Source organism: Pyxidicoccus caerfyrddinensis, from assembly GCF_010894405.1.
GTDB lineage: Bacteria > Myxococcota > Myxococcia > Myxococcales > Myxococcaceae > Myxococcus > Myxococcus caerfyrddinensis.
The window spans coordinates 238,704-263,244 of the sequence record NZ_JAAIYA010000001.1 but is presented as its reverse complement, the minus strand read 5'-3'; the positions used below and the strand labels follow the sequence as shown (position 1 = coordinate 263,244).

Sequence of the window (24,541 nt, the reverse complement as noted above, 5' to 3'; positions counted from 1 at the left end):
TTTCCGGCGTCGCCTCAGCCCAGGGCCGCGCGGGAAGCCGCCGCCCCGCGAGCCAGGCGCAGCGCGCCGACCGACGCGACGATGGCGCCCAGCGTGGACATGATCAGCGCGAGCCTCACGTTGTGGAGCGACTCATAGAAGCCCACGTAGAGGACGGACGTCGGCGCTTCCGAGCCGGCGCCGGTGTAGTGGCGCAGCACGGAGATGATGCCGGAGGCGAAGCCGAGCGCGCCGGCCATCAGCGTGACGATCCCGAGCGACAGCATCAGCGGCACGTAGCGCGCCTCGGGCCGGCGCGCGTACTGGAGGCAGGTGAGGACGAGGGCGAGCCCGGCCAGGGTCGTCGGGTACATCCCCCAGCCGCCTTCGATGAATGCTTCCTGCATGGTGTCTCCGGGTGACTGCGGTGTCCGGCCTCCAGGACACCCTGGCGCGAAATAGGTTCCCGCGCCGGGGCAGGTAGGACGGTGCGTCAGTCGTCCTGGGACTCGGAGGCCGGGCGCGTGCGGCGCACCGGGACGGCGGGCGTGCCGACGAGCGTGGCGGCCTCGGGGACGGCGGCGCCGCGGGCAATGGCCTGGGCGCTCAGCGCGGCGGCGGAGGGGGCGCGGGTGGCGGGCGCGGCCTGGGCGGGCGCGCGCTTGGGCATGGCCTCGCTGAAGAGGTCCTTGATGGCGGAGACGGCGCCCAGGGCGGCGGTGGCCTCGTAGGGGATGAACATCTTGTTGTCGCCCTTGCCCAGCTCCTGGAGCGTCTCCATGTAGCGCAGCGCGAGCACCTCGGGGGTGGCGCGGCCCTGGTGGATGGCCTCGAAGACGAGGCGGGTGGCCTCGGCCTTGCCCTCGGCCTCCAGCATGACGGCGCGCTTGTGGCCCTCGGCGCGGGCCACCTCGGCGTCGCGCTCGGCCTCGGCGCGGAGGATGCGCGAAATCTTCTCGCCTTCGGCCTGGAGGATGGCGGCGGACTTGTCGCCCTCGGCCTTCGTCACCTCGGCGCGGCGCTCGCGCTCGGCCGTCATCTGCTTGGCCATGGCGGCCTTGATGGCCTGGGGCGGCTCGATTTCCCGCAGCTCCACGCGCGTCACCTTCACGCCCCACTTCTCGGTGGCCTCGTCCAGCACGATGCGCAGCTTGGTATTCACCGTCTCGCGGCTGGTGAGCGTCTGGTCCAGCGTCAGCCCGCCCATGACGTTGCGCAGGTTCGTCATGGTGAGCTGTTCAATCGCCAGCGCCAGGTTCTCCACCTGGTAGAGCGCCTTCGCGGGGTCGACGATCTGGTAGTAGATGACCGAGCCGACCTCCATGTTGACGTTGTCATGGGTGATGACCTGCACGGTCTCAAAGCCCATGACCTGCTCGCGCAAGTCCACCAGGTTGCTGCGCATGACGCGGTTGCCCACGCGCATCTCGATGGCGCGGGGGCTGTCGAGGAAGGGAATCAGGATGTTGAGGCCGCTGGTGGCCACGCTGTGGAACTTGCCCAGCCGCTCCACCACCATGACCTTGGCCTGGGGGACGATTCGGATGCCGGTGACGAGGGCGAAGCCCACCGCCACCGCCGCGATGATGAGAAGCACGGTTACGAAGTCCACTAGGCCCTCTCCTTCTTGTGTTCCGCGACGGGAACCGACAGCGACGCCGAAGGGCGGCGCACCCAAAGCTTGAGACCTTCCACCTGCTCCACGGTGACGCGCTCGCCCTCGGCCACGAGCCCCGACAGGGAGCGCGCCGTCCACAGCTCGCCGTTGATGCGCACGGTGCCCCCATGGGGCTCGCCGAGCATCTCCACCACCACCGCCTCCTGGCCGAGCATCGCCTCGATACCTGTCTTCAAATGCGAGGCGGTGCGCATGAAAACGTTTTTGAAGATGGTGCGCGAGGCGGCGAACAGGCCGGCGGAGACGGCGGTGAAGAGGAAGAGCTGGACGTTGATACCCAGGCCCAGCGAGGCGGCGAGCGAGGAGGCCAGCGCCCCCAGGGAGAACCAGAGCATCACGAAGCCGGAGAGCTTGATTTCGAGCGCTCCGCAGACCAGCGCCGCGACCATCCAGAGCTGCCAGGCAGTGGGGGTGAGGTCCATGCCCCATGTTTGGCAGCCGCCTCGCCGTCCTGTCAAACCCAGGGATGGGGCCTGGGATGGGGCAGGAAACAATCGCCCTGGAGCCGGGGGTTTCGGCTCCGGACCACCGCCCTATCCTGGATATCCATGCCGTTCCTGTCCATTCGTGGCGCGAAGCTCTACTACGAGGACTCTGGAGGGCCCGGTGAGCCCGTGCTCTTCAGCCACGGGCTGCTGTGGGACTCGCACCTGTTCTCGCGGCAGGTGGAGGCGCTGAAGGGCCGCTACCGGTGCATCTGCTACGACCACCGCGGGCAGGGCCACAGCGAGGCGCCCGAGGACGGCAAGCCGATAGACCTGAGGACGGTGTACGAGGACGCGGTGTCCGTCATCCAGGCGCTGCGGCTGGCGCCGTGTCACTTCGTGGGGCTGTCGATGGGAGGCTTCGTGGGGCTGCGCGTGGCGGCGCGTCACCCGGAGCTCTTGAGCTCGCTGGTGCTGCTGGACACGTCCGCCGCGGCAGAGCTTCCGAGCAACCTGCCGCGCTTCCGCCTGCTCTCCGCGGTGACGCACTGGCTGGGGCTGGGGCCGGTGGTGGACCGCATCATGCACATCTACTTCGGGCCCACCTTCATGAATGACCCGGCGAGGCGGGCAGAGCGGGAAGCGCTGCGCCGGCAGCTCGCCAGCAACCCGCGAGCGGTGTGGAGGGCCATGGACGGCGTCATCCACCGGCGCAGCGTGGAGGGCGAGCTGCACCGCATCACCACGCCCACGCTGATCCTGGTGGGCGAGGAGGACGCGGTGACGCTGCCGGAGATGGCGGACCGGCTGCATGAGCGCATCTCCGGCTCACGGCTCTTGCGGCTGCCTCACGGCGGGCACATGAGCAACCTGGAGCAGCCGGAGGCGGTGAACGCCGCCATCTCCTCGTTCCTGGACGAGGTCTCCGGGGCCCAGCTCCAGGCGGTGTGAGCGGTGAGAGGGATTGCGCAATCCCTCTCATTCCCATCCCATGCAGGCCGCACTGCCCGTGAACCACCGGCCGGTTTCAGGTAGAGCCCAGCATTCCTCCGCGCTGGAACGGACGTCGAGGCGGTTGCCGGCCCGCATGGACGGTTGAGGTTCCGCTGCCCGGATGACAAGTGCATGACTGAACAGTTCGTTGGGCCTCAACAGGTTACATGTGGGGGGCGAGTCCTTATTCCATAGGCTGCGACTGTCGGGTCCCTGAGTCCAACCGCTGGAGAGTCATCCTTGAGCATCGGCCATCATCCCGTCCAGCCGTCCCCGGAGCGCGCGCCCGAGCCAGAAGCGCCGCGCCAGCGTGAGGAGCGCTACAGGCTCGCCATCCAGAGCGTGAAGGACTACGCCATCTTCATGTTGGATCCGGAAGGAAGGGTCCAGACCTGGAACTCCGGGGCCGAGTCCATCAAGGGCTACCTGGCGGATGAAATCGTCGGCCACTCCCTCTCCCGGTTCTACACCCCCGAGGACGTGGCGGACGGAAGGCCCCAGCGGCTGCTCTCCATCGCCGTCCGGGACGGGCGGGTCGAGGACGAGGGCTGGCGGGTGCGCAAGGACGGCACGCGCTTCTGGGCCGACGTGGTGATCACCTCGCTCTGGGACGAGTCCGGAAAGCTGTACGGGTTCAGCAAGGTGACGCGAGACCTGACGGAGCGGCGCGCGGCGGAGGAGGCGCTTCGCCAGAGTGAGCAGCGCTTCCGGCTGCTCATCCAGAGCGTGAAGGACTACGCCATCTTCATGCTCGACCCCCAGGGCCACGTGGCCACCTGGAATGCGGGCGCCATGAACATCAAGGGCTACGCGCCCGAGGAGATCATCGGCCAGCACTTCTCGCGGTTCTACCTTCCCGAGGAGGTGGCGGACGGCAAGTGCGACCGGGAGCTCGAGGTCGCGGCCGCCGAGGGACGATTCGAGGAGGAGGGGTGGCGGGTGCGCAAGGACGGCACGCGCTTCTGGGCGAACGTCGTCATCCAGCCGATGCGGGACCTCGACGGCAGGATCATCGGCTTCGCGAAGGTGACGCGCGACCTCACGGACAAGCGCAATGCGGAGGCGGAGCGCCTCCGGCTCGCCCAGGCGCAGGAGGCCATCCGTCTGCGCGACGAGTTCCTCTCCATCGCGTCGCACGAGCTGAAGACGCCGCTGAGCGCCATCCAGCTCCAGCTTCAGAGCCTGCTCCATGGGAGCCAGGTCCTGGAGCCGAAGCTCCGCAACAAGGCGGAGCGTGCGTACCGGGGCGGGGAGCGGCTGACCCAGCTGGTGGAGGCGTTGCTGGACGTGTCCCGCATCGCCAGCGGACGGCTCGTCCTGTCCCCTGAGCGGTTCGACCTGACCAAGAGCGTGGATGACCTGGTGGACCGCTTCCGCGAGCAGGCCGCCAAGGAGGGCTGCGAGCTGACCTTTCGAGGGGGCGAGCCCGTCACGGGTGAGTGGGACCGACTTCGCGTGGAGCAGGTGCTCACCAACCTGCTGTCCAACGCCCTCAAGTACGCGGCGGGAACGCCCGTGGAGCTGACGGTGCGAGCCGAGGGAGACACCGCGGTCCTCACGGTCTCCGACAGGGGGCCGGGCGTGCCGGAAACCGAGCGGGCGCGGATCTTCGGTCGCTTCGAGCGCGCGGTCTCGATGAGCCACTTCGGAGGCATGGGCCTGGGGTTGTACGTCGCCCGGCAGATCACCGAGGCCCACGGAGGCACCATCGGCATCGAGGAGGTGGAGCCGCGCGGGGCCCGGTTCATCGTCACCCTGCCACGCACTCCCAGGCCGGCGGCGCCAGGGGCGTCTGAGGGCGTGGAGGTGTCCTCGTGAAGCGGCACAAGCTGCTGGTGGTCGAGGACGACACGGAGATTCGCGAGGCCCTGGTGGAGCTGCTGGAGGAGCAGGGCTGTGACGTCGTGGGCGCGTCGAATGGAGAGCGGGCGCTGGCCTGGCTCCGGAGCACGGAGGCGCTGCCCTGCCTCATCCTGTTGGACTTGATGATGCCGGTGATGGACGGGCATGCCTTCCGGGAGGCGCAGTGCCAGGACCCGGCGCTTGCGAACATTCCGGTCGTGGTCGTGTCCGCGTACCGGGACGTGCAGGGCAATGCCGAGAAGCTCAATGCGGCCAGCTTCATCAAGAAGCCGCCCCGGCTGGAGGATCTGGTGTCGGCGATTGCACAGCACTGCTGAAGCCGCGTCCGCCGGCCGCCGGGAGCGTCAGGAGGCCGGCGAGCCGCTCGCGATGAACGTGAGGTGGTCCTCGGTTTCGCAGTGGTAGGCCCACAGGCCGCCGCCGTAGCTGGCGGGGTCGCTGACGCTCTGCCCCGGCGCAATCCAGCCATCCGCGGGGGCTGCGTACCAGTTGATGAAGTCGTCGGAGTTGAAGAGGGCTTCGGTGAAGGTGGAGACCCGGTAGACGTCCCCCTCCTTCTGGTAGCCGCCGAAGCGGAGGACGCGGATCCTCCGGTGGCTGATGTTGCTGAAGGTCATCGTGAAGTGGTTCGGGTCATGAGGCTTAGGACCCGAGGCGGCGAAGTCGATGCGCACGTAGGCCCGGCCCATGTCGAGGTCGGAGTCCCGTAGGACTTCGGACGTCGGCGCGTCGGTGGGCTGGAAGTGTGCACCCGACGGCAGGGGACTCGAATGGGCGGGCTTGACCGTGACGAGCACACCGCTGGGATAGGTCACCGCGTAGCGGCGGACGGAGGCGCGTCCCAGGGACTCGCCGTTGCGCGCCTGGATGACACCACCCTCGAAGCCGGTGACACGAAGCCACGTCACAGGCCTCGCCTCGCTGTCGCTCACGTAGACGCGGTAGCGGTTCAGGGAGCGGAGATAGAAGTCGAGCTCGACCTCCCGGGCCTCTGGTGCCTCGTTCCGGGGTGGAACACGGGAGCCACCGAGCAGGGCTCCGAGCACCCGGGTGATGAAGGTTCGTGGGGAGCGCACGTGCGTGGGCCTCGGGTCTGGGGTCCTGGGTCGGCTCCTAATGAGTTTCAGGGAGTGACGTGAATGCTCGGGGCGGTTGAAGCCATGGGGCGGAGGCGTGAGTCGCCTCGGGCGGAGCGAATCGGGCAATCGTGGTCCGTCCCTTGTCACTTCGGCAGAGCGCAGGTGGCTCACTTCTGGCGAGCTCTCAAGTGACGCTGGGATAGGGCCCTAACGAACAATGTAGGCAGATGCTCGCTGAGGCGTGTCTTTATAGTTGTAGCTGCCGTACTCGGAATAGGCCCTACTCGCGACGACGTTTGGAAAATCCGCCTCGAACTGGCGCCGCGACATCGCATAGGTGGCTTGGCCCGACACCTCAACCACGAAGATGTCATCGGGCGCGAGAGGCTCGATGAGCCTCCTGATGAAGGTCAAGCGCGTAGATGACCAGAGCGCGCGGATGCGCCCACTCGTCAGGGCTGCGCCCGCCGGGCGCTCCTGTGGGCCAGACAGGGGCTTGGTCTCAGCCATTTGCAGTTCGTGGTAGAGTCGAAGCTGCTCCGCTGTGAATCGCTCCTCGGCGATGGCGTCATCGACCTCGATGGGGTCTCCAAGAATCCGCAACTCAAGTGCCTGAGGCGCGTTTCTTTGCGGATGGATGACGAGGGCCATGCCCTCGGGCGCTTCGCGGAAATCGAGGTGCAGCAGGTCTTTTCCCGTTCGCTCATGCACTCGAGCGATTCGGAATGCTTCGTACATGAGCGCTCTCCGAGTTCTTGGTCGTGAGGCCCGAAGATAGCGCGTGCAAGACTTCATAGCTCTTCGGCGCGTGGACACCCTCCCTACGAGCCCGAGGCGACCGCTCGCCCGCGCACGGGAGAAGAGGTGCTCCCGGAGCACGACAGCCAAGCTTCCATGAGGGACTCTGCACCCTCCAGGGCGTGTCGTGCCCCCCGCCTGCCTTGACCTACCTCGTCCCTCGCCCACAACAGTGCTCCCCACTGTGCACCGCTAGAGGACGAGGCTGCCATGCCATCGGCGCTACCTCTTCCTATCCTCCACGTGCCCAAGCCTTAACCTCACTTCCTGACGCTCATTAGCATGACGGGCAGCGGGGGACGATGTGCTCGGCCTGGAGTGAGTCTGGCGCGACACGCGAGATCGTCCTGGCCGGCGTCAACCCATGACGTCTCCTCTCTCGCCGAGTGTCGATCCAACCTAGCGCCTGAACGCCCGCTCAGTATGTTGATCGGCTGTGGATTACGCCGAGCTCGTCTGCCGCTCCAACTTCTCGTTCCTGCGCGGCGCCTCGCATCCGGAGGAGCTGGTGGCCACGGCCGCGAGGCTCGGGGTGCGAGCGCTGGCGCTGACGGACGCGGACGGGCTGTACGGGGTGGTGAAGGCGCACCTGGCGGCGAAGGAGCACGGCCTGAAGCTCATCCTCGGGGCCGAGCTGACGCTGGAGGACGCCCCGCCGGTGGTGGTGTACGCGGCGGACGCGGGCGGGTACGCGAACCTGTGCAGCCTGGTGTCGCAGAGCCGGATGACGCACCCGAAGGGGGAGGCGGGGCTGCCGTGGCGGGCGCTGGCGGACCGCTCCGCGGGACTGCTCGCCCTGTTGCCCGAGCCGGCCCCGGTGGAGCGGGTGGCGGCGCTGGCGGAGGCCTTCCCGGAGCGCTTCCACGTGGGGCTGTGCCGGACGCTGTCGGCGGGAGACCAGGCGCGAGAGGCCCGGGTGGACGCGCTGGCGCGAGAGCTGGGCGTGCCCGTGGTGGTGCACAACGACGTGCACACGCACCACCGTCGGCGGCAGCCCTTGCAGGACGTGCTGGTGGCGATCCGCCACGGGACGACGGTGGACAAGACGGGGACGCGGATGTTGCCCAACGCGGAGCGGACGCTGAAGGGGCCGCATGAGATGGGGCGGCTGTTCGCGGACCGGCCGGAGGCGCTGGAGCGGTCCATCGAGCTGGCGTCACGGTGCCACGCCTCGTTGGATGACTTGCATTACCGCTTCCCGGAGGAGGACCTGCCCGAGGGGCGCACGGCGAACGCGCACCTGCGGGCGCTGACGTACGAGGGGCTCGTGGTGCGCTATCCGGGGGGCGTGCCGCCGGAGGTGGTGAAACAGATTGAGCATGAATTGAAGCTCATCGCCGCCCTGGACTTCGCGGGGTACTTCCTGGCGCTGTGGGACATCGTGGGGTTCGCGAGGAGGCGGGGGATTCTCTGCCAGGGGCGGGGGAGCGCGGCGAACTCGGCGGTCTGCTACGCATTGCAGATTACGGCGATTGATCCGGTGCGGATGGGGTTGTTGTTCGAGCGCTTCCTGAGCATGGAGCGCAAGGAGCCGCCGGACATCGACGTGGACTTCGAGCACGAGCGGCGCGAGGAGGTGCTCCAGTACGTCTACGAGAAGCACGGCCGGCAGCGGGCGGGGATGGTGTGCGAGGTCATCTGCTACCGGGGCCGGCTGGCGCTGCGCGAGACGGGCAAGGCGCTGGGGCTGTCGTTGGATCAGGTGGACAAGCTGTCGAAGGTGGCGGCGGCCAATGGATTCCAGGTGACGCCGGAGGTGTTGCTGGAGGCGGGGCTGTCTGCCTTTGACAGTCGGGTGCAGAAGACGCTGTCCCTGGCGATGGAGATGGAGGGCTTTCCGAGACACCTGTCCATCCATGTCGGTGGGTTCGTGATTACGCGCGAGCCGCTGACGGAGCTGGTGCCGGTGGAGAACGCGGCGATGCCGGGCCGCACGGTCATCCAGTGGGAGAAGGATGACATCAACTCGATTGGGCTGCTGAAGGTGGACCTGCTGGCGTTGGGGATGCTGACGGCGCTGTCGAAGTGCCTCGCGCTGATTCGGGAGCACCACGGGAGGGAGCTGTCGCTGGCGACGATTCCGGCGGAGGACCCGAAGGTCTACGACATGTTGTGCGAGGCGGACACGGTGGGGGTGTTCCAGATTGAGAGCCGCGCGCAGATGAACATGTTGCCGAGGCTGCGGCCGAGGACGTTCTACGACCTGGTGGTGGAGATTGCCCTCATCCGCCCGGGGCCGATTGTCGGGAACATGGTGCATCCGTTCTTGAGGCGGAGGAACGGAATCGAGCAGGTGCAGTACCCGAGCGAGGCGGTGAAGGAGATTCTCGGGAAGACGCTGGGGGTGCCGCTCTTCCAGGAGCAGGCGATGAAGCTGGCGATGGTGGCGGCGGGCTTCACGGCGGGGGAGGCGGACGGGCTGCGGCGGGTGCTGAGCCACAAGCGGGCGGAGTCGATGCTGTTGCAGTACCGGGGGAGGTTCGTGGAGGGCTGTATCTCCCGTGGGTATGCGCGAGGACAGGCGGAGGAGTGGTTCGACAACTTCCGCGGCTTCGCGCACTACGGGTTTCCTGAGAGCCACTCGGCGAGCTTCGCGTTGATTGCGTACGCGTCGAGCTGGCTGAAGTGCCACTACCCGGCGGCCTTCACGGCGTCGCTACTGAACTCACAGCCGATGGGGTTCTACGCGCCTCACACGTTGGTAGCGGATGCGCAGCGGCATGGGGTGGAGGTGCGGGAGGTGGACGTGCAGCGCTCGAGGTGGGACTGCACGCTGGAGGAGGGCGGGAAGGCGCTGAGGCTGGGGTTGCGGATGGTGAGGGGGCTGGGAGAGTCCGCGGGGCGCCGGGTGGAGTCGGCGAAGGGGGAGGGCTTCCGCGACGTAGGAGACCTGGCGAGGCGGGCGCGCATTCCCCGGCACGAGCTGACGCGGTTGGCGCTGGCGGGAACACTGGCGGGACTGTGCGGCTCTCGGCGCAAGGCGCTGTGGGAGATACAGGCGCTGGGCCCACTGGACTCGGACGACCTGTTCTTCGGTATGTCGATGGACGGCACGGAGGTGGAGCTGCCGTCGATGAGCCTCTATGAGCGCGTGGTGGCGGACTACGACACGGTGGGGCTGTCTCTGGAGAAGCACCCTCTGGAACTGCTGCGGCCCACGCTGAAGAAGCTGGGCGCGGTGACGGCGGAGGGATTGAAGAAGGTGCGCTCGGGGCAGCAGGTGGCGGTGGGCGGGATGCTCATCTGCCGGCAGCGGCCACCGACGGCGAAGGGAATCTGCTTCATCTCGCTGGAGGACGAGACGGGCATCGCCAACCTCGTGGTGCCTCCGGACGTATACGAGGCGTGCCGGAAGCAGATCCACGGCGCCCTGTTCATCGTGGGACAGGGAGTGCTGGAGCGCTCGGGAAAGGTGACGAACGTGAAGACCCGTCGCGTTCATTGCTTGTCCCGAGCATGAGTGGCACGACGGAGCGTCAGGTGCCCTGGTACAGCATCCCCTCCACGACCATCACGGCGGTGGCGAAGACGGATGCGGCCCACCGCAGCCCGTCGAGCCCGAAGGCCGTCAGGTCGAAGCCGACCGCGAAGGGGAGCACCTCCAGCTGCTCGAAGAGGTCGGCGTAGGTCTCCAGCCCCACGTCCACGTTGCGGGTGAGGTTGGCGAAGCGCTTCTCCGTGTCGCTGACGACGGTGTGGTAGGGCACCGTCGCGCCCGAGGTCATTTCCTCCACGTAGCTCCACACAGCCACGATGAAACCCACCAGGGAGACCAGTGCCAGCAGCATAGTGATATGTCAGGCTGCGGTTGTGCACGCCCAGATTCGTGCTAATAGCGATCACTGTGCCGGAATGATTTTATGTGGGTGAAAACTAAATGACTGAGGGAGGAAGCACAAAGACTAGGCCGCGCCAGCGGGCGTCGTTTTCGCTTGAGTCTGAGCTTGTTCAGGTTCTTGCGAGACAGATGCAACCGTTTCTGAAGCGTGAATTGCCCGGAGATGAATCCAGATGTTTCTACGAACTGCAGGTGGGGGCTGTTATCCCTGATTTGCTGTTTGTGCAATTACCCAAGGCGAAGCGTAAACGGCTCGATTTTTTTGGGAGGGCGTCATTCTTTGATGCGTTCGTGGTGGCCGAACTCTCAAGGCAGGGATCTCTAAGTTGTGAAGAACTCTCGGAGCGGCTGTTTGTTCAGCCTGCGCGGGTGGTTGAGTCGGTGCGCAAGTTAAGGCGATTGGGATTGGTTAGAATGAAGTCTGACCGGTATGTACTGGTCGCGGGAAGATTCCCCCTGTCCGCGAGAGTTGTTGCTGTCGAAGCAAAGCTGATTAAGTGGCGGGATGCAGTCGAGCAGGCAAAATCATACTTGCAGTTTTCCAATAAGTCATACGTTGCCGTCCCAGAGGAGTTGGTTGGGTTGCGAGAGTTGCGTGCCGAATGCCGACATTCAGGGCTAGGGCTGATTGGTGTTGGTCGCGATAGTGTTCGCGTTGAACTGCGAGGGCGTTTCCGGAAGGTGAATTCACCTAGTTGGGCTTGGATTGTTATGCGCGCTTGGGAACAGCGACGATCGCATGATGCTTGAGTGATGTAGATGGCGGCTACTGGGTGGGGCGGGCGTCATCCACATCGGATGTAGGCTAGCTACGATTGGGCGTTTGAGCAGTACTCATCGAAAGCCTGTTGCCACGTCAGTTGGTGGATCAGTGACGTTCGGGCGTTGAACTCAGTTCCGATTCTAGATATTTCGGCTGCAAGCCGAGTTGCACCGTCAAGCCAGTCTCTTCCATACTTTATTTGCTGGTCTTGGGTCATGCTGGAGAGTTTCCTTGTCTCTCTAGTCATGGCATGCAAGAAGTGTTCGGTTGCCCTTGTGATATTGGACTGGCGATACTGCCATTCTGGAACCGACGAAACTCTCTTGCCAGTCGAAAGCGCTCTTAGTAGCCCCTCACTTGCTGGGGTGTTGTCACCAAGCTTGGGTAGAAAACCCCCTGTGATTGTTGCATCAAGATCTGCGTCAAGATGAAGCTCTGCTGCCAGCGCGTGCGAATAGTACGCTGGATAGGCGCGACCCTCCTTTTGCTCAAAATCCCGTAGGCGCAAGCGTCGTTGAGATCTATACCATCCGGCAGACCAAGTGTCGGCTCCGGCAATTAGTGACAAGAGGCCAGCGACGCCTGCGAATGCGACGTGGACGTGTTTCAGTCCGCCTGCTTTGAGCCCATCTACTAACCTAAGTAGGGAGCTTACTGTGTTGGGATGGTTGAAATAATAACCGTCTTCGCTTGCTTGTTCGAGAACCACATATGCTCCGTATGGAGCTCGGGCTGTTACTTGGTCGAGAATTGAATCTATAATGGGGTTCGACCAAGCTTCAAATGCGCGCAGGCAGTGGTCGGAAATGGCTATTGTTGCAAGGGCGGGAGATGTGAGCTTGAGCTTTTGTGTTGCCGCCAAGCCCCGATCTAGCCACTGGAGGGATGTCGATATGTCTTTTGTTGAGCTAATGAGTGGTGCTGGAAGAATTAGCATTTCGCACTCCATGGCGGCTTGGAGTGCAAGGCAAGTTGTTATTGAGTTGTCGATGTCGACGTCTGCGGAAGGAAGCTTGCCTTTCCACTTCTTCAGCACGTCTCCAATGACGCTGGCCTTCCATTGGGCCTGAGTAAGTTTCTGACTGTCGTATTGGTCGATGGAGGCCTCCCCGAACCAGCCATAGCTTATGAGGTTGGTGCATGTTTCCGCGCATAGTGAGGCGCTTAGGTTTGCAAGGTAGATTTGTGGGTCAAGAAGGCGGCGGCGGAGGTGCGGGAATTTCTTGCTTAATTTTCTGCGAGCAAGAACCGGGGCCGCTATCCCGGCAGGGATTATGACGCCTCCGTCGACCGTATCGGCGGGGGTTGCCATTCTAAATCGAGCAATTGCGTAGAAGTTCTTCATGGCTTTAGGGAATGCAGTGTAGGGCTAGTTGGCAAGCAGTCTGCGGCAGGGGCCGTTTGATGGGATTCTTGTGCACCATCGAATCAATTAGTTTGGCCAGCGGGGCTGGAGTGTTCTTTGCTAGGTTGGCAGTCGGGATGCCGCCGTTCTTGAGGTGAAGTTGCTGTCGATGCGTTGGATGGCGCCCCAGGAGGCATTCTTGCAAGACAATTCCTAGCGAGAACATGTCAGACTTGCAGGTTAGTGCGCGTTGGGCCTCCATTTGCTCAGGGGATAGGTAGCCGATGGTGCCCCACGTCTTGCCCATACTGGTGAGGGAGTCGAGGGCCAGATGTCGAGCAAGTCCAAGATCAATGAGGACTGATCTTGCTTGGTCGTTGATGATTATGTTGCTGGGTTTAATGTCGCGATGGACAATTCTGGCCTCCCAGAGTTTCTCGATCGCCAGTGCGATGTCATGAGCGATGTTTGCGACGCTTTGGGGAGCTATCGGGCCTTTTGCTATTACTGATGAGATGGTGTCGCCATTCACGAATTGAGTTGCGATGTAGAAGCAACGCTCGCCTCGAATTGAGACTGTTCCAGCATCGTGAAGGCTTGTGAGTGTTGGCCCAGTGATCGTTCGCAGAGCCTCTACTTCGCGTGCGGCCCGCTCTTCAATCTGCTCTCCGAAGTAGATCTTTAGTGCTAGCGAAGACGCTGTCTGAAGCATCTGATTCTTGGCTTCAAAGACAGCTCCTTGGCCGCCAGCGGCAACTTCCTTCAGTACTGTGAACTTGCCACTGAAGGCCTTTTCGAGTTCCTGCAGAGAGAGCGGTGGATCGAAAGGCATCGGTTCCCCCCTCCGATTCCGCAGTAAGTGCGGAGTCGGAGTGGTACTGACCGTATGCCTCTAGGGGTTGGTAAGCAAGCTTCGGTGCCAGACGTAAGCATTGGGGCATGTCCGACCCACCGTAGGACTGTATTATGCGCCGGTTAGTTGCAGGCCCTTACGGCATCAAAGCTGATGCGACTGAAAAGAGGGGCAAAATTACCCCAGCAGGCGCACGTCATCCGCATTCATCTCATCCCAGATGAGGTCCACACCATGCTGTGCGAACCGCCGTGCCGCCGCCTTGCTCCTCGGCCCGTGCTCATTATCCAGGCACCACTGAGCATGATTGCATAGTAGCGCCAGTTCTATCGTCCGCCCCAGCGTCAGTGAGAACCGCCGAGCCCCGGCTTCCAGTGTCGCGGGATTCCCCATCGCACCAGACACCCATGCCCGGGCATGATCCAGCGCGCTGTTCGCCGCGTCCACACAGGGCCGCAGGCCCGGGTCCCGCACCTTCGCCAGCCGTCCCTCCACCTCGTGGAAGAACGCCTCCAGCGTGCCGTCCTTCGCCAGCGCCCGCAGTACGTCCAGAGACAGCACATTCGTAGTGCCCTCCCAGATGGACAACACCTGCGAGTCCGCCTGCAACCTCGGCACGCCCGTGTCCTCCACGTATCCTGCGCCGCCGAACGCCTCGGAGACCTCCGACGTGACGTGCACCGCCTGGCGCCCCGTCGTCAGCTTCGCCAGCGGCGTCACCAGCCGCTGCAGGAGCAACTCCTGCTCCGTGGCCACCTTCGCCTCCATTCGCCCCAGCAACTCCACCGCGCGGAAGGCCAGCATGAAGCCCGCCTGGAACTCCGCCTCCAGTCCCGCCAGCGTGTCCACGTGGAGCGGCTTCTCCGCCAGCTTCGCGCCGAACTGCACCCGTCGCTGTGCGTAATCACGGGCCAGCGCCATCGCCCGGCGCATGCTCCACGCAGAGCCCATGGCATTCCACGTGCGCGTCACATTCAGCATCCACGCCATGTGCTTGATGCCATCCGTCAGCCCGGCCACCGGAATCGCCAGCGTTCCATCCAGTGTCAACTCCGCCGTGGGAACCTTCCGCGTCCCGAACTTGTCCTTCAGCCGGTTGATCTGGATGCCATTCAGCTTCCCTGCGGCATCCCGCGTCTCCACATAGAAGATGGCCAATCCCTTGCCACCGGGACCGTTGCCCTCCGGCCGCGCCAGCGTCAGCGCCATCTGTGCAGTCGTCGCGGACGTGAACCACTTCGTCCCGTACAGTCTCCACTCCTCGGGAGACTGCCGCGCCACCGTCTGCGTCAGGCCCACGTCCGAGCCACCGGTCCGCTCGGTCATCCACTGGCCGGACGTCCAGAAGCCTGCGGGGTCTCTCGACGTCAGGTGGGGCAGGGCACGGTCAATCAACTCCCGGTTCCCCAGATTGAGCAGCGACCTTGCCGCACCATCCGTCATCGCTAGCGGGCACGAGTGCACATCGAGCGATGCCTGTACGAGGTAGTTCAGGACGAACTGGTGCACGCGGCTGAGCTCGGCGCTCTTCTGCTCGTACGCCGTCGCCACAAGCCCCCGCTTTGCCGCGAGGACTTCTGCTTCCTTCCAGAGCGGCGACACCTCGATGTGGTCGATGCGGTGGCCCCACGCATCCCACTGCGTCAGCTCCGGCTCGTTCAGCCGGTCCCGCAGCTGGAACTGATAGAAATAGCCCCCACCCAGGTCCCCCAACTCGCGGAACTCATCCATCAGCGAGCGCCGGAGGTCTTCCGGCAGCGTGCGCGCCAGGTAGCTCTGCAAGAGCGCGTCGTCGTCGTACTGGTTCCCAAGTCGAGGCGGTTCCTGGAAGAAGCTCATGCGCCGAAATTAACACCCGGCATTCCGGATGGGCACACAACCCAACGGGGACACTTTCGACCCACGCAAACACAGATGCCCCGCAGCCAGGGGCCACGGGGCATCCAGTGACGACACGGAGTCAGGCTGCTACGGCTGCAAGCTGAACCCGTAGTTCGCGCTGAAGTTCGAGTCCCACCGGTGGCAGTACCCACGGTCCCAGTTCTCGAACCACATCGACACCGAGCGCGCCCCAGCCGGCGGAGTCAGGGTCACCGGCACCCCGAACCGCGAGTACCCGGACACCGCCGTGACGCTCTTGCTCCCCGTCACGCCGTTGTCGAACCGGTAGTACACCCACACTTCCCACGTGGGCGCGCCGTTGTAGAGGAGCCGGCACTCGGGGAGCCGGTCGAGGTCGTAGTCCACGACGAACGGCTGGCCCGCCTTCAGCGTGCCGACGACGTACTCCACCCAGCCCTCCTGGAACACAATCGTGGGCGGCACCGCCGTCCCCGCAGGCTGCACGGTGAACCGGAAGTTCGTCCCATAGTTCGAATCCCACGCCTCACACCCCGCGCTGGCCACGCGGAACCACACCTCCAGCGGGCCTGCCACGGGCAGGGCGATGACGGGCGCGGCGCCCGTGGTCGGAGCACCCGCCACGTCGAAGCTCCCCACGGTGCCACCGTTCAGCCGGTAGTACCCGGTGAGGCTCCAACCGGGACTCCCATCCGGCAGGGTGGTGCGGCACTGCGGCAGGCGGGTGGCGTCATAGGCCACCTGCACCTGTCCTCCGGCCACGAGCGGCGCGGACTCGGCCAGGGTCCAGTTGGCGTTGAAGGTGATGACGGGCGTCGTCGTCTGCGCGGCCGCGGCGGTACCGACGAGCAGCAAGGGGAGGGTGAGCAGGGACAGAAGTCGCTTCACGGATGTAGCTCCGGTGAGAGGGGTGAGTGCCCTCCGGCGGGGGCGAAGGGGCGCGCATCCATGCCACAACCCTCCGACACGGAAAACCCGGGCCCACCGGAATTCCGCCCAAACCCGTCACCGTGGTGTTTCATTGAAACAGCAGCCATGCGGTAGGCTCCGGGGCCAACACCCTCGAGCGAGCGCCAATGTCCCTGTTCAGGAGGCCGTCCCCCCCGGCCGCAGGCGAGCCGGCCGACGAAGACAACCGCAGCGTCACCCCCGTGGAGACGCCCGCGGTTCCGGCCGCATCCCCCGTGCTCTCCGGCCCGCCTCGCGCGCGCACGGGACTCACCGGCACCAGCCCCGCGCTCCCGCCCCGGCCGCCAGCCCCCGCCGCCCAGCGCCCGCCACCACCGCCAGAGGGCCCCGACTTCCCCACCGAGCGCCGCTCCGTCGTCGTCTCCCCGGACGCCGCCATCCCCGAGCGCCGCGCTCCGGCCCCGCTCGCCCCACCACCCGAGCGCCGCCCACCGCCCGCCGCCCCTCCCGCGCCCCGGGCGGCTCCCGCCCCCCAGGTCTCCACCCCCGCGTACACCGGCCCCGAGCGCCGCGCCCCCGCCGCCGCCGCCCCACCTCCCGCCCCGGGCGCCGAGCGCCGCCCCATGCAGCGCCGGAACACGGACGGCTCCATGCCCGTCGTCACTGGGGACAGGTTCTGGCCCCAGCAGCCGCGCGGCCTGGACGAGACGGGCCTCACGGCGACCTTCATCGAGGAGCTGGTCCTCAAGGCCCTCTTCGCCGCCGGTGAGATGCGCGGCATGGACCTGGCCGCGCGCCTCCAGCTCCCCACGGCCATCGTCGACGACATCATCGAGGGCCTGCGCCGCCAGAAGTACGTGGACATCCGCGGCGGTGGCTCGTCCGGCGTGGGCAAGTCCACGATGATCTACCAGCTCACCCCGTTCGTGACGGACGTGCTGCGGCAGATCAACGACCGCAACCGCTACAACGGCCCCGCGCCCGTGCCCTTCCAGGAGTGGGTGGCCGCGGTGAAGAAGCAGACCGTCCGCGGCACCCGCATCACCCGCGCGCGGATGCAGGACAAGTTCGGCGACCTCGTCATCCGCGACTACATCTTCGACGGCATCGGCCCGGCGATGAACTCTGGCCGCGCCATCTTCTTCTACGGCCCGCCCGGCAACGGCAAGACGGCCATCTGCCAGGGGATGGTGAACTGCTTCGACGGGGACATCTTCATCCCCCACGCGCTGCTCATCGACGACTTCGTGGTGAAGATCTTCGACGCCAACCTCCACAAGCCCGTGGAGGACGACGGCGCGCCCGCGTACGACAGGCGCTGGGTGCGCTGCCGGCGCCCGCTCGTCGTGGTGGGCGGTGAGCTGACGCTGGAGATGCTCGACCTCGTCTACTCGCCGGAGGTGAAGTACTACGAGGCCCCGTTCCAGATGAAGGCGAGCAACGGGATGCTCCTCATCGACGACTTCGGCCGGCAGAAGGTGTCCCCCAAGGACCTGCTCAACCGGTGGATCGTCCCGCTGGAGAGCGACATCGACATGCTCACCCTGCACACCGGCAAGAAGGTGCAGGTGCCCTTCGACGTGTTCGCCGCCTTCTCCACCAACCTGGATCCCAGCGACCTCGTGGACGACGCCTTCCTGCGCCGCGTCCGCTACAAGCTGGAGGTGCAGCGCCCGGACGAGGAGCAGTTCCACGAGATCTTCCAGATCATGTGCAAGAAGCGCGGCGTGGCCTACGACGCGGCCGCCGTGGACTACCTCATCGACACGCACTACCGCCCGATGAACCGCCCCTTCGCGGCCTGCCAGCCTCGCGACCTGCTCGACCAGGTCATCGACATGGCCCACTACCAGGGCACCGAGCCGCGGCTGGACCACGGACTGCTGGACTCGGCGGTGCGGGGCTACTTCGTCCGCTTCGACCAGAACAAGACGCCCTGAGCCTCACTCAAGGGGCCGGTGCGAAGGGGCCCCAGGGCGAGGGCTCCAGCCACTGGCGCACCTCGTCCACGGGGACGTTGGCCAGCACGTCCACCATCGACATGCCGTGGACGAAGCGGCCCTCGCGGCCCTGCGAATAGGGCGGGTGCCGGAAGCGCTGCCACAGCACGCGCACGCCCGCGTCCCGGAACAGGCCCGTCTTCAGGTACAGCGACGAGCCCAGGCCCGAGTAGTAGGTGTGCGCCCCGAGCTGCTGGCAGTACGCCACCAGCCGCCCCGACTTGTCGTCACCCTGTCGCGCCAGCGTGGAAGCCCGCATGACGTGGGGCCGCAGCCCCAGCGGCTCGTGGAACAACGCCATGCTCGAGAGCAGCACCCGCAGCAGCGAGCCCGGCCCGGCCTCGCGCGCCGCCGCGTCGTAGAAGGGCTCCAACAACGGCAGCACCTGCGTGGCGAAGTAAGGCCGCCGCCCGTACAGCGTCACCAGCGCGTGGAGGTGTTTGCGCGGCCACGGCTGGCGCGGGTCCACCGCCAGGTCGGCGATAAGAGCATCCCGGTGCGGCGCCTCCAGGGGGATGGACAGCCACTGGAAGCCGGGCTCGGTGGGCGGGGGCAGGGGGACGTTGGCCGGCAGCGCCACGCGCGTGCGCCGCTGCCAGCCGCGCCGCAGCCACTGCACGTTGTCCAGCACCAGCAGGGTGCCCGCGCGCGCCACCTGCTCGTAGAAGTCCACCCACGGCAGGTAGTGCGGTTGCTCGGCCACCAGGATTCCAGGGATACCCGGCACGCTTTCGATGATATGCGGCCGCCGCTGCGGGCAGTGACCTTCCAGCCTCCAGCGGAGTCACCTGTTTTCAGCCCGCTGGCAGGGCCGTGGGGCAGGCAGGACCCGCACCTTGGGGGCGGGGCCGGGCCTGGATTGTAGTACTGCGGGGCTGTAAGATTTCAAATGCACGGCTTCCTTCGGGGGAGCAGGAAGGGCGGGATGAAGTTCCTCTGCGTCAGCACGGAGCCGCAGCACCCCGTGGCGGAGGAGCTGCGTCGGCAGGGCCAGGAGGTATCGGTGGCCTCGACGGTGCTGGAGGCGGGCTCGGCGCTGGTGCACGGGGTGGTGGACGTGCTGGTGGTGGAGTCCGGGGACCTGGCGGCGGACGCGCGGTGGCTGGACTCGCTGCGGATGCGGGCGCGGCCGGACGAGCCGCTGGTGCTGGGGCTGGCGCGGACGGACTCGGACGCGGACCTGGAGCCGCTGCTGGCGGCGGGCGTGGACGAGTACCTGGTGGCGCCCTTCTCCCCGGGCGAGGTGCGCGCGCGGCGGCTGATGCTGGAGCGGCGCGGCGCGGCGCGGCGCCTGCGGCGGACGTCCGAGGAGGCGGCGCGCGGGGAGATGGAGCGGCTGGCCGCCATCATCCAGACGCAGGCGGACGTGGCGCTGGCGGGGCTGGACCTGGATGAAATCATGCGCCTGTTGTGCGAGCGCGCGCGGGTGCTGTGCGGCGCGGACGGCGCGGCGGTGGCGCTGGTGGAGGAGGGGATTGTCGAGTACCGCGTGACCACCGGCAGCGTGGCGCAGCACACCGGCTTCAAGCTGAAGGTGGAGGGCAGCCTCACCGGCGCCAGCCTGCTGCGCGGCGAGGTCATGCGCACGGACGACACCGAGGAGGACGTGCGCGTCAACGTGCACGCCACGCGGCAGGTGGGGGCGCGCTCGATGATCTGCGTCCCGCTGTGGCGCGAGGCGCGGCCGGTGGGGGCGCTCAACGTCATCTCCAGCCGGACGAACGCGTTCGATGACCGGGACGTGCGCACGCTGGAGCTGATGGCGGGTCTGCTCGGCGCGGCCATGGGCAACGCCGCGGAGGCGAAGGCGCGCCAGGAGCTGATGGTGCAGCGCACGGCCGCGCTCGCCGCGCTGCAGGAGTCGCAGGAGCTGTTCGCCTCCTTCATGAACAACAGCCCGGTGGTGGCCTTCATCAAGGACGAGCAGGGCCGGCGCATCTGGGTGAACGAGTCCTACCGCCGCTTCTTCCGGATACCGGAAGGCGTGGACCTGGCGCTCATCGACGACACGGCGCTGATGCCGGCGGCGTCCGCCGAGCACGTGCGCCGGGAGGACCAGGCGGTGCTCTCGTCGGGGAAGGCCTGGGCCAGCGAGGGCATGATTCCGTCGCCGGACGGCAGCGAGCGCTACTGGCTCACCTACCGCTTCATCGTGAAGGAGCGCTCCGGCCGGCGCCTGCTGGGTGGCGTGTCGCTGGACGTCACCGAGCGCAAAGCCATGCAGGCGCAGCTCGTGGTGGCGGACCGGCTGGCGGCGGTGGGCACGCTGGCGGCCGGCGTGGCGCACGAAATCAACAACCCGCTGGCCTTCGTGCTGTCCAACCTGTCCTTCCTCGTCGGAGAGCTGCAGGGGGTGTCCCGCGAGCTGCCGCCGGGGCGCATCGCGGAGATGGAAGAGGTGCTGCGCGAGGCGTCCGACGGGGCGCACCGCGTGCGCCAGATCGTCCGTGACTTGCGCACCTTCTCGCGCGGGGACGACGAGGTGGCCACCGCCGTCAACGTGCAGGCGGTGCTCGAGTCCGCGATTACGATGGCGCGCGGCGAGCTGAAGATGCGGGCGCAGATTGTTCGTGAGTACCGCGAGGTGCCGCTGGTGGAGGGCAACGAGGGGCGCTTCGGGCAGGTGTTCCTCAACCTGCTCATCAACGCCGCGCAGGCCATTCCGCAGGGCAAGCCGGACCAGCACGAGGTGCGCCTCGTGCTGCGCCACTCGGGAGACAGGGTCATCGTCGAGGTGAAGGACACCGGCGTCGGCATGCCGCCCGAGGTGCGCGCGCGCATCTTCGATCCGTTCTTCACCACCAAGCCGGTGGGCGAGGGCACCGGGCTGGGGCTGTCCATCTGCCACGGCATCGTCACCGGCTTCGGCGGCGAAATCACCGTGGAGAGCGAGGAGGGGCGGGGCAGCACCTTCCGCGTCGTCCTCCCGGTGGCGCAGCGCGGCCGCGACGTGCCCCTGCCGCCCCTGCGCCCGCTCCTGCTGACCTGAGCCTTCAGCGGCGGAACACGGGCGGGAAGACGCGCGGGGCCTTCTTCTTCCTCAGGCAGCGGACATCCGCGCCCATGTAGCAGGCGGAGAAGGCGCGGCGGCGCAGCCCGGGACGGCCGCGTCCGGAGCGGTGCCACACGTGGTTGTGGACGAGGATGGACTCGCCGGCGCGGACGGGCAGGCGCAGGGCGCGGTGCTCGGCGTCGGCGGCGGCCACCGCGTCCGTGGGGATGACGCCGCCCAGCGCCGTCACCAGCCCGTCCCGGTGGCTGCCGGGGACGACTTCCAGACAGCCGCCGTCCTCGGGCGCGTCGTCCAGCGCCGTCCAGATTTGAAGGTCGGGCTCGCGGGTGAGGCCCCACAGCCGGCCTCCGTCCTGGTGCCAGGGCAGGTTGCTGCCTCCGGCCTGGCCCTTGTGGAAGAGGATGGCGCGGTAGAGGACGACGTCGCCGGAGATGCGGGCGCGGGCGATGCGCTCGAACAGCGGGTTCTCCAGCCACGCCAGGAAGCGCGGGTCCTTCTCCAGCTTCTCCAGCTTGCGGTAGTCCAGCGACGGCCCCTGCCAGCCCAGCCCCAGGGGCGCGTCTTCGTACCGGCCCGTGGCCGCGTCCGGCTGGAAGAACATGCCTTCATGGACGACGCGGCCGAGCATGAGGTCGTCCGCCCGCTCGCGCAGGGCCTCCAGGCCTTCGTCACCGAGCACGCGGCCCAGCCGCGCGAAGCCGTGCTCGGCGTAGTGCGCGAGCGCGAGGCTGATATCGAACTGTTCCGCGTCCACGCAGAGCATGCGCTCACTCATAACCCGGCCCTGGTCGGAGCGGGGAGCGTCACGGTGGAGTTCCGAAAGGAGGTCGGTGTGCCACGGGGGCGCCCGCCTGGTGGCAGGGAGACCTTGCGCCACCCGCCGGGGCGCCCCATGGTTGGAAGTGGCATGCCCTACCGCCGCTCCACGCGCTTCGTCTCCGCCCCGGATGGAACCCGGGTGGCCTGGCATACGCACCAGGGAAACCTGCTGGAGGACGCCGCCGACGCGGAGCTCTCGGTGCGGCCGACGGTGCTGCTGACCAACGGCATCGGCACGTCGGAGAACTTCTGGCGATACATCGTCGCCAACCTGGAGCAGGACCACCGGGTGGTGCACTGGAACTACCGCGGGCACGGCAGCAGTGAGAACTCCATCAGCGGCGACTACCGCGTGCCCGTGCACGTGGATGATTTGGAGCGCGTCACCGAGGCCGTCATGGCCCGGGGCAACGGGCGGCCGCCGCTGCACGTGGCCTTCTCCATGGGGGTGCGTGTCCTGCTGGAGCTGTACCGGAAGCGGCCGGACCTGGTGCCCGCGATGACGCTCATCGCCGGCACGCCCGGGGCGCCGGGCTCGGGGAGCGACAGCCTGCGCGCGCGCGTGGCGCTGTCCGCCACCCGGGGCCTGTTCCGGGCCACCACGCCCGCGCTGCCGCTGGCGGCGCCGGTGGCGCACGCGGTGATGGCCAGCCGCTTCGCCTATCCGCTGGGACGCGCGGTGGGCGCGCTGCGCGCCCGGGCGCCGCGAGCGGACATCGACGAGTTCATGCAGGCGCTGCGGCGGATGAGCCCGGAGGCGTACTGGTACACGCTGCGCGGGCTGGCGGAGGGGCACGCGTGGGACGTGGTGCGCCGCGTGAGGGTGCCCACACTCATCATCGCCGCGCGGGACGACACCCTGGTGCCCCTGAGCGAGGTGGAGCGCATGCGCGACGCCATGCCCCACGCGCACTGGATGCAGGTGGATGACGCCGGCCACGCGGGGCTCCTGGAGGCGGGCACGGAGATCGCCGACGCCGTCCGCGCCTTCCTCGTGCAGCACGGCATGGAGGCGGCCCGTCCGGGCTCGTCCGCCGAGCCGCTCCCGGGCTGAGAAAAAACGGGTCGCATCTTTTCGGACCAGGACATCCATTTCTGGATACTGGCGCGCCCCTGTGTTCAGTCGATGATGGAAGGACTGTCTGTCATTGGATGGATGCGGGGCGGCGGGGGACGGAGCCGTGTCTCACCTGCTACTGTGATTTTACATCCATCATGGATGTGAGGGGCAGGGAATCACATGCAGACCGTCGAGTCCGGCCGCTGCCGCGGCATGGGGAGTCGTGTTGCTTCGTGGGCCCTGGTGTCGAGCGTCCTGCTGCTGGGGACGGGCGGCTGCGGGTCGGTGGAGGACCCACCCGCCGAGCCACCCGCGCTTCAGTCCCAGGTCCAGGAGGTCCGTAGCGACAACAACCTGTCGGTCAATGGCTTGTCATTCAACGGGCTGTCCTTCAATGGGCTGTCGTTCAACGGGCTGTCGTTCAACGGCCTGACGACGCAGTCCTTCCATTCGTGGTTCCAGTCGAACCCGGCGAAGGCCGACGAGGTGATGCGCTACATCATCCGCTGCGCCGTGCCAGCGGGACAGACGCGCACGTACACGCGGCCCACGTCGGGGCAGACGTATACCTGGACGGGAGCGCTGGGCCTGGCGCCGGTGTGGGCCGGTGGCTCGCCAGCGCCCCTGCTCGAGCAGCAGCTCATCTCCGCGTGCCTGGCCGCCCATGTGAATCCCTACGGCGCGAATGTCCCCATCTCCGTGCTGGGCCGGCATGCGCAGGGGCAGGTCATCGCGTACACGAGCGATGAGCTGAACACCTTCCCGAAGCAGGAGTCCTGCTTCTTCGGCAACCTCTTCACCGGGCAGGGCATCTACGCGGGCAGCCGGGGGACGCTGCTGAACCAGAGCCTGAGCAGTTCGCGGGCGTGCGCCGTGGTGGACAACTCGGGGAGTCAGCGCAAGCAGTGCCTGCCCATCTACTTCGTCGGGGAGTGCGCCAATCATTGCACGCTGGATGCCTCGGGGCTGTTCTACGCCAGTTGCACCTACGGCACCGTCACGTACCGGCCCCTCGTCACGCGGTTGCGGGACCAGGACGTCTACCGGTGCGGTGACGGCACCTGCCAGGTCACCGAGTCGTGCGGCAACGTCAACTGGTACAACAGCTGCCGGCCGGACTGCGGCGCCTGCGGCGGGTAAGGCCGGCGCGTCACCGGCGTCCGGGGCGGCGTGTCGCGCGGCGTCGGAGGTGGCCACGCGGCCCCGTGCCCGAGGGGTCTGGCTCCGCCCTGCACATCCGTGAAAAAGTGCACACGGGTGTGAGGC

The 24,541-nt window shown here is 66.8% G+C and carries 21 protein-coding genes; 9 read left to right on the top strand and 12 right to left on the bottom strand.

Annotated elements, in window-relative coordinates; genetic code table 11:
- Nucleotides 1–14: 14 nt before the first annotated feature.
- The 3 genes from G4D86_RS00985 to G4D86_RS00975 all read right to left on the bottom strand — a co-directional run bounded on the left by G4D86_RS00985 (nucleotide 15) and on the right by G4D86_RS00975 (nucleotide 2,079).
- Nucleotides 15–386: a hypothetical protein gene (locus G4D86_RS00985; RefSeq protein ID WP_163988386.1), complete on the bottom strand. Its 372-nt coding sequence runs from the start codon at nucleotides 384–386 to the stop codon at nucleotides 15–17.
- 86 nt (nucleotides 387–472) lie between these two features.
- Complete coding sequence (locus tag G4D86_RS00980; RefSeq protein ID WP_163988384.1) at nucleotides 473–1,591, bottom strand: SPFH domain-containing protein; 1,119 nt, start codon at nucleotides 1,589–1,591, stop codon at nucleotides 473–475.
- Nucleotides 1,591–2,079: an NfeD family protein gene (locus G4D86_RS00975; protein ID WP_163988382.1), complete on the bottom strand. Its 489-nt coding sequence runs from the start codon at nucleotides 2,077–2,079 to the stop codon at nucleotides 1,591–1,593. Before G4D86_RS00975 ends, G4D86_RS00980 begins: the two co-directional genes overlap by 1 nt.
- Nucleotides 2,080–2,205: 126 nt before the next feature.
- Between G4D86_RS00975 and G4D86_RS00970 the strand changes: the two genes are divergently transcribed.
- The 3 genes from G4D86_RS00970 to G4D86_RS00960 all read left to right on the top strand — a co-directional run bounded on the left by G4D86_RS00970 (nucleotide 2,206) and on the right by G4D86_RS00960 (nucleotide 5,255).
- Nucleotides 2,206–3,033, top strand: a complete 828-nt coding sequence (locus G4D86_RS00970; protein WP_163988380.1) for an alpha/beta fold hydrolase — start codon at nucleotides 2,206–2,208, stop codon at nucleotides 3,031–3,033.
- 282 nt (nucleotides 3,034–3,315) lie between these two features.
- Nucleotides 3,316–4,893 (top strand): sensor histidine kinase, encoded by a 1,578-nt coding sequence (locus tag G4D86_RS00965; protein ID WP_163988378.1) that lies wholly within the window; start codon nucleotides 3,316–3,318, stop codon nucleotides 4,891–4,893.
- Nucleotides 4,890–5,255, top strand: coding sequence for a response regulator (locus tag G4D86_RS00960; RefSeq protein WP_163988376.1), 366 nt, complete (start codon nucleotides 4,890–4,892; stop codon nucleotides 5,253–5,255). The genes G4D86_RS00965 and G4D86_RS00960 overlap by 4 nt, the downstream gene beginning before the upstream one ends.
- 27 nt (nucleotides 5,256–5,282) lie before the next feature.
- Here the strand turns inward: G4D86_RS00960 and G4D86_RS00955 are convergent, their stop codons facing one another.
- Together G4D86_RS00955 and G4D86_RS00950 are read right to left on the bottom strand one after the other, a co-directional pair.
- A complete protein-coding gene (locus tag G4D86_RS00955; protein WP_163988373.1) occupies nucleotides 5,283–6,014 on the bottom strand; it encodes a hypothetical protein in 732 nt (243 codons plus the stop codon).
- Nucleotides 6,015–6,224: 210 nt separating this feature from the next.
- Entirely contained in the window at nucleotides 6,225–6,755 is a 531-nt protein-coding gene (locus tag G4D86_RS00950; protein WP_163988371.1) for a hypothetical protein, read from the bottom strand.
- A gap of 496 nt (nucleotides 6,756–7,251) precedes the next feature.
- Here G4D86_RS00950 and G4D86_RS00945 point away from each other — a divergent pair, with 496 nt between their 5' ends.
- Nucleotides 7,252–10,275 (top strand): error-prone DNA polymerase, encoded by a 3,024-nt coding sequence (locus tag G4D86_RS00945; protein WP_163988369.1) that lies wholly within the window; start codon nucleotides 7,252–7,254, stop codon nucleotides 10,273–10,275.
- Between the two features lie 16 nt (nucleotides 10,276–10,291).
- Here G4D86_RS00945 and G4D86_RS00940 read toward each other — a convergent pair whose 3' ends face one another.
- Entirely contained in the window at nucleotides 10,292–10,567 is a 276-nt protein-coding gene (locus tag G4D86_RS00940; RefSeq protein ID WP_163988366.1) for a hypothetical protein, read from the bottom strand.
- Between the two features lie 215 nt (nucleotides 10,568–10,782).
- Between G4D86_RS00940 and G4D86_RS00935 the strand changes: the two genes are divergently transcribed.
- Nucleotides 10,783–11,403 carry a helix-turn-helix domain-containing protein gene (locus tag G4D86_RS00935; RefSeq protein WP_163988364.1) on the top strand — a complete coding sequence of 207 codons (621 nt, stop codon included), beginning with the start codon at nucleotides 10,783–10,785 and terminating at the stop codon, nucleotides 11,401–11,403.
- Between the two features lie 59 nt (nucleotides 11,404–11,462).
- Here the strand turns inward: G4D86_RS00935 and G4D86_RS00930 are convergent, their stop codons facing one another.
- The 4 genes from G4D86_RS00930 to G4D86_RS00915 form a co-directional block, all read right to left on the bottom strand.
- Nucleotides 11,463–12,761 (bottom strand): hypothetical protein, encoded by a 1,299-nt coding sequence (locus tag G4D86_RS00930; protein ID WP_163988362.1) that lies wholly within the window; start codon nucleotides 12,759–12,761, stop codon nucleotides 11,463–11,465.
- A gap of 4 nt (nucleotides 12,762–12,765) precedes the next feature.
- A complete protein-coding gene (locus G4D86_RS00925; protein ID WP_163988360.1) occupies nucleotides 12,766–13,593 on the bottom strand; it encodes a serine/threonine-protein kinase in 828 nt (275 codons plus the stop codon).
- 198 nt (nucleotides 13,594–13,791) lie between these two features.
- Nucleotides 13,792–15,453 (bottom strand): acyl-CoA dehydrogenase family protein, encoded by a 1,662-nt coding sequence (locus tag G4D86_RS00920; protein WP_163988357.1) that lies wholly within the window; start codon nucleotides 15,451–15,453, stop codon nucleotides 13,792–13,794.
- 129 nt (nucleotides 15,454–15,582) lie between these two features.
- On the bottom strand, nucleotides 15,583–16,362 hold the full coding sequence (locus G4D86_RS00915; protein WP_163988355.1) for a DUF6209 family protein: 780 nt from the start codon (nucleotides 16,360–16,362) through the stop codon (nucleotides 15,583–15,585).
- A gap of 188 nt (nucleotides 16,363–16,550) precedes the next feature.
- Between G4D86_RS00915 and G4D86_RS00910 the strand changes: the two genes are divergently transcribed.
- Nucleotides 16,551–18,323 carry an ATPase gene (locus G4D86_RS00910; RefSeq protein ID WP_163988353.1) on the top strand — a complete coding sequence of 591 codons (1,773 nt, stop codon included), beginning with the start codon at nucleotides 16,551–16,553 and terminating at the stop codon, nucleotides 18,321–18,323.
- A 7-nt stretch (nucleotides 18,324–18,330) separates the two neighbouring features.
- Here G4D86_RS00910 and G4D86_RS00905 read toward each other — a convergent pair whose 3' ends face one another.
- On the bottom strand, nucleotides 18,331–19,110 hold the full coding sequence (locus G4D86_RS00905) for a WbqC family protein (protein ID WP_163988351.1): 780 nt from the start codon (nucleotides 19,108–19,110) through the stop codon (nucleotides 18,331–18,333).
- Between the two features lie 198 nt (nucleotides 19,111–19,308).
- On the opposite strand from G4D86_RS00905, the gene G4D86_RS00900 reads away from it, so the two are divergent.
- Nucleotides 19,309–21,372, top strand: coding sequence for an ATP-binding protein (locus G4D86_RS00900; RefSeq protein ID WP_163988349.1), 2,064 nt, complete (start codon nucleotides 19,309–19,311; stop codon nucleotides 21,370–21,372).
- A 4-nt stretch (nucleotides 21,373–21,376) separates the two neighbouring features.
- Here the strand turns inward: G4D86_RS00900 and G4D86_RS00895 are convergent, their stop codons facing one another.
- A complete protein-coding gene (locus tag G4D86_RS00895; RefSeq protein ID WP_163988347.1) occupies nucleotides 21,377–22,159 on the bottom strand; it encodes a phytanoyl-CoA dioxygenase family protein in 783 nt (260 codons plus the stop codon).
- Between the two features lie 144 nt (nucleotides 22,160–22,303).
- On the opposite strand from G4D86_RS00895, the gene G4D86_RS00890 reads away from it, so the two are divergent.
- Together G4D86_RS00890 and G4D86_RS00885 are read left to right on the top strand one after the other, a co-directional pair.
- Nucleotides 22,304–23,269: an alpha/beta fold hydrolase gene (locus tag G4D86_RS00890; protein ID WP_163988345.1), complete on the top strand. Its 966-nt coding sequence runs from the start codon at nucleotides 22,304–22,306 to the stop codon at nucleotides 23,267–23,269.
- A gap of 186 nt (nucleotides 23,270–23,455) precedes the next feature.
- Nucleotides 23,456–24,415: a hypothetical protein gene (locus G4D86_RS00885; RefSeq protein WP_163988343.1), complete on the top strand. Its 960-nt coding sequence runs from the start codon at nucleotides 23,456–23,458 to the stop codon at nucleotides 24,413–24,415.
- Nucleotides 24,416–24,541: the final 126 nt, after the last annotated feature.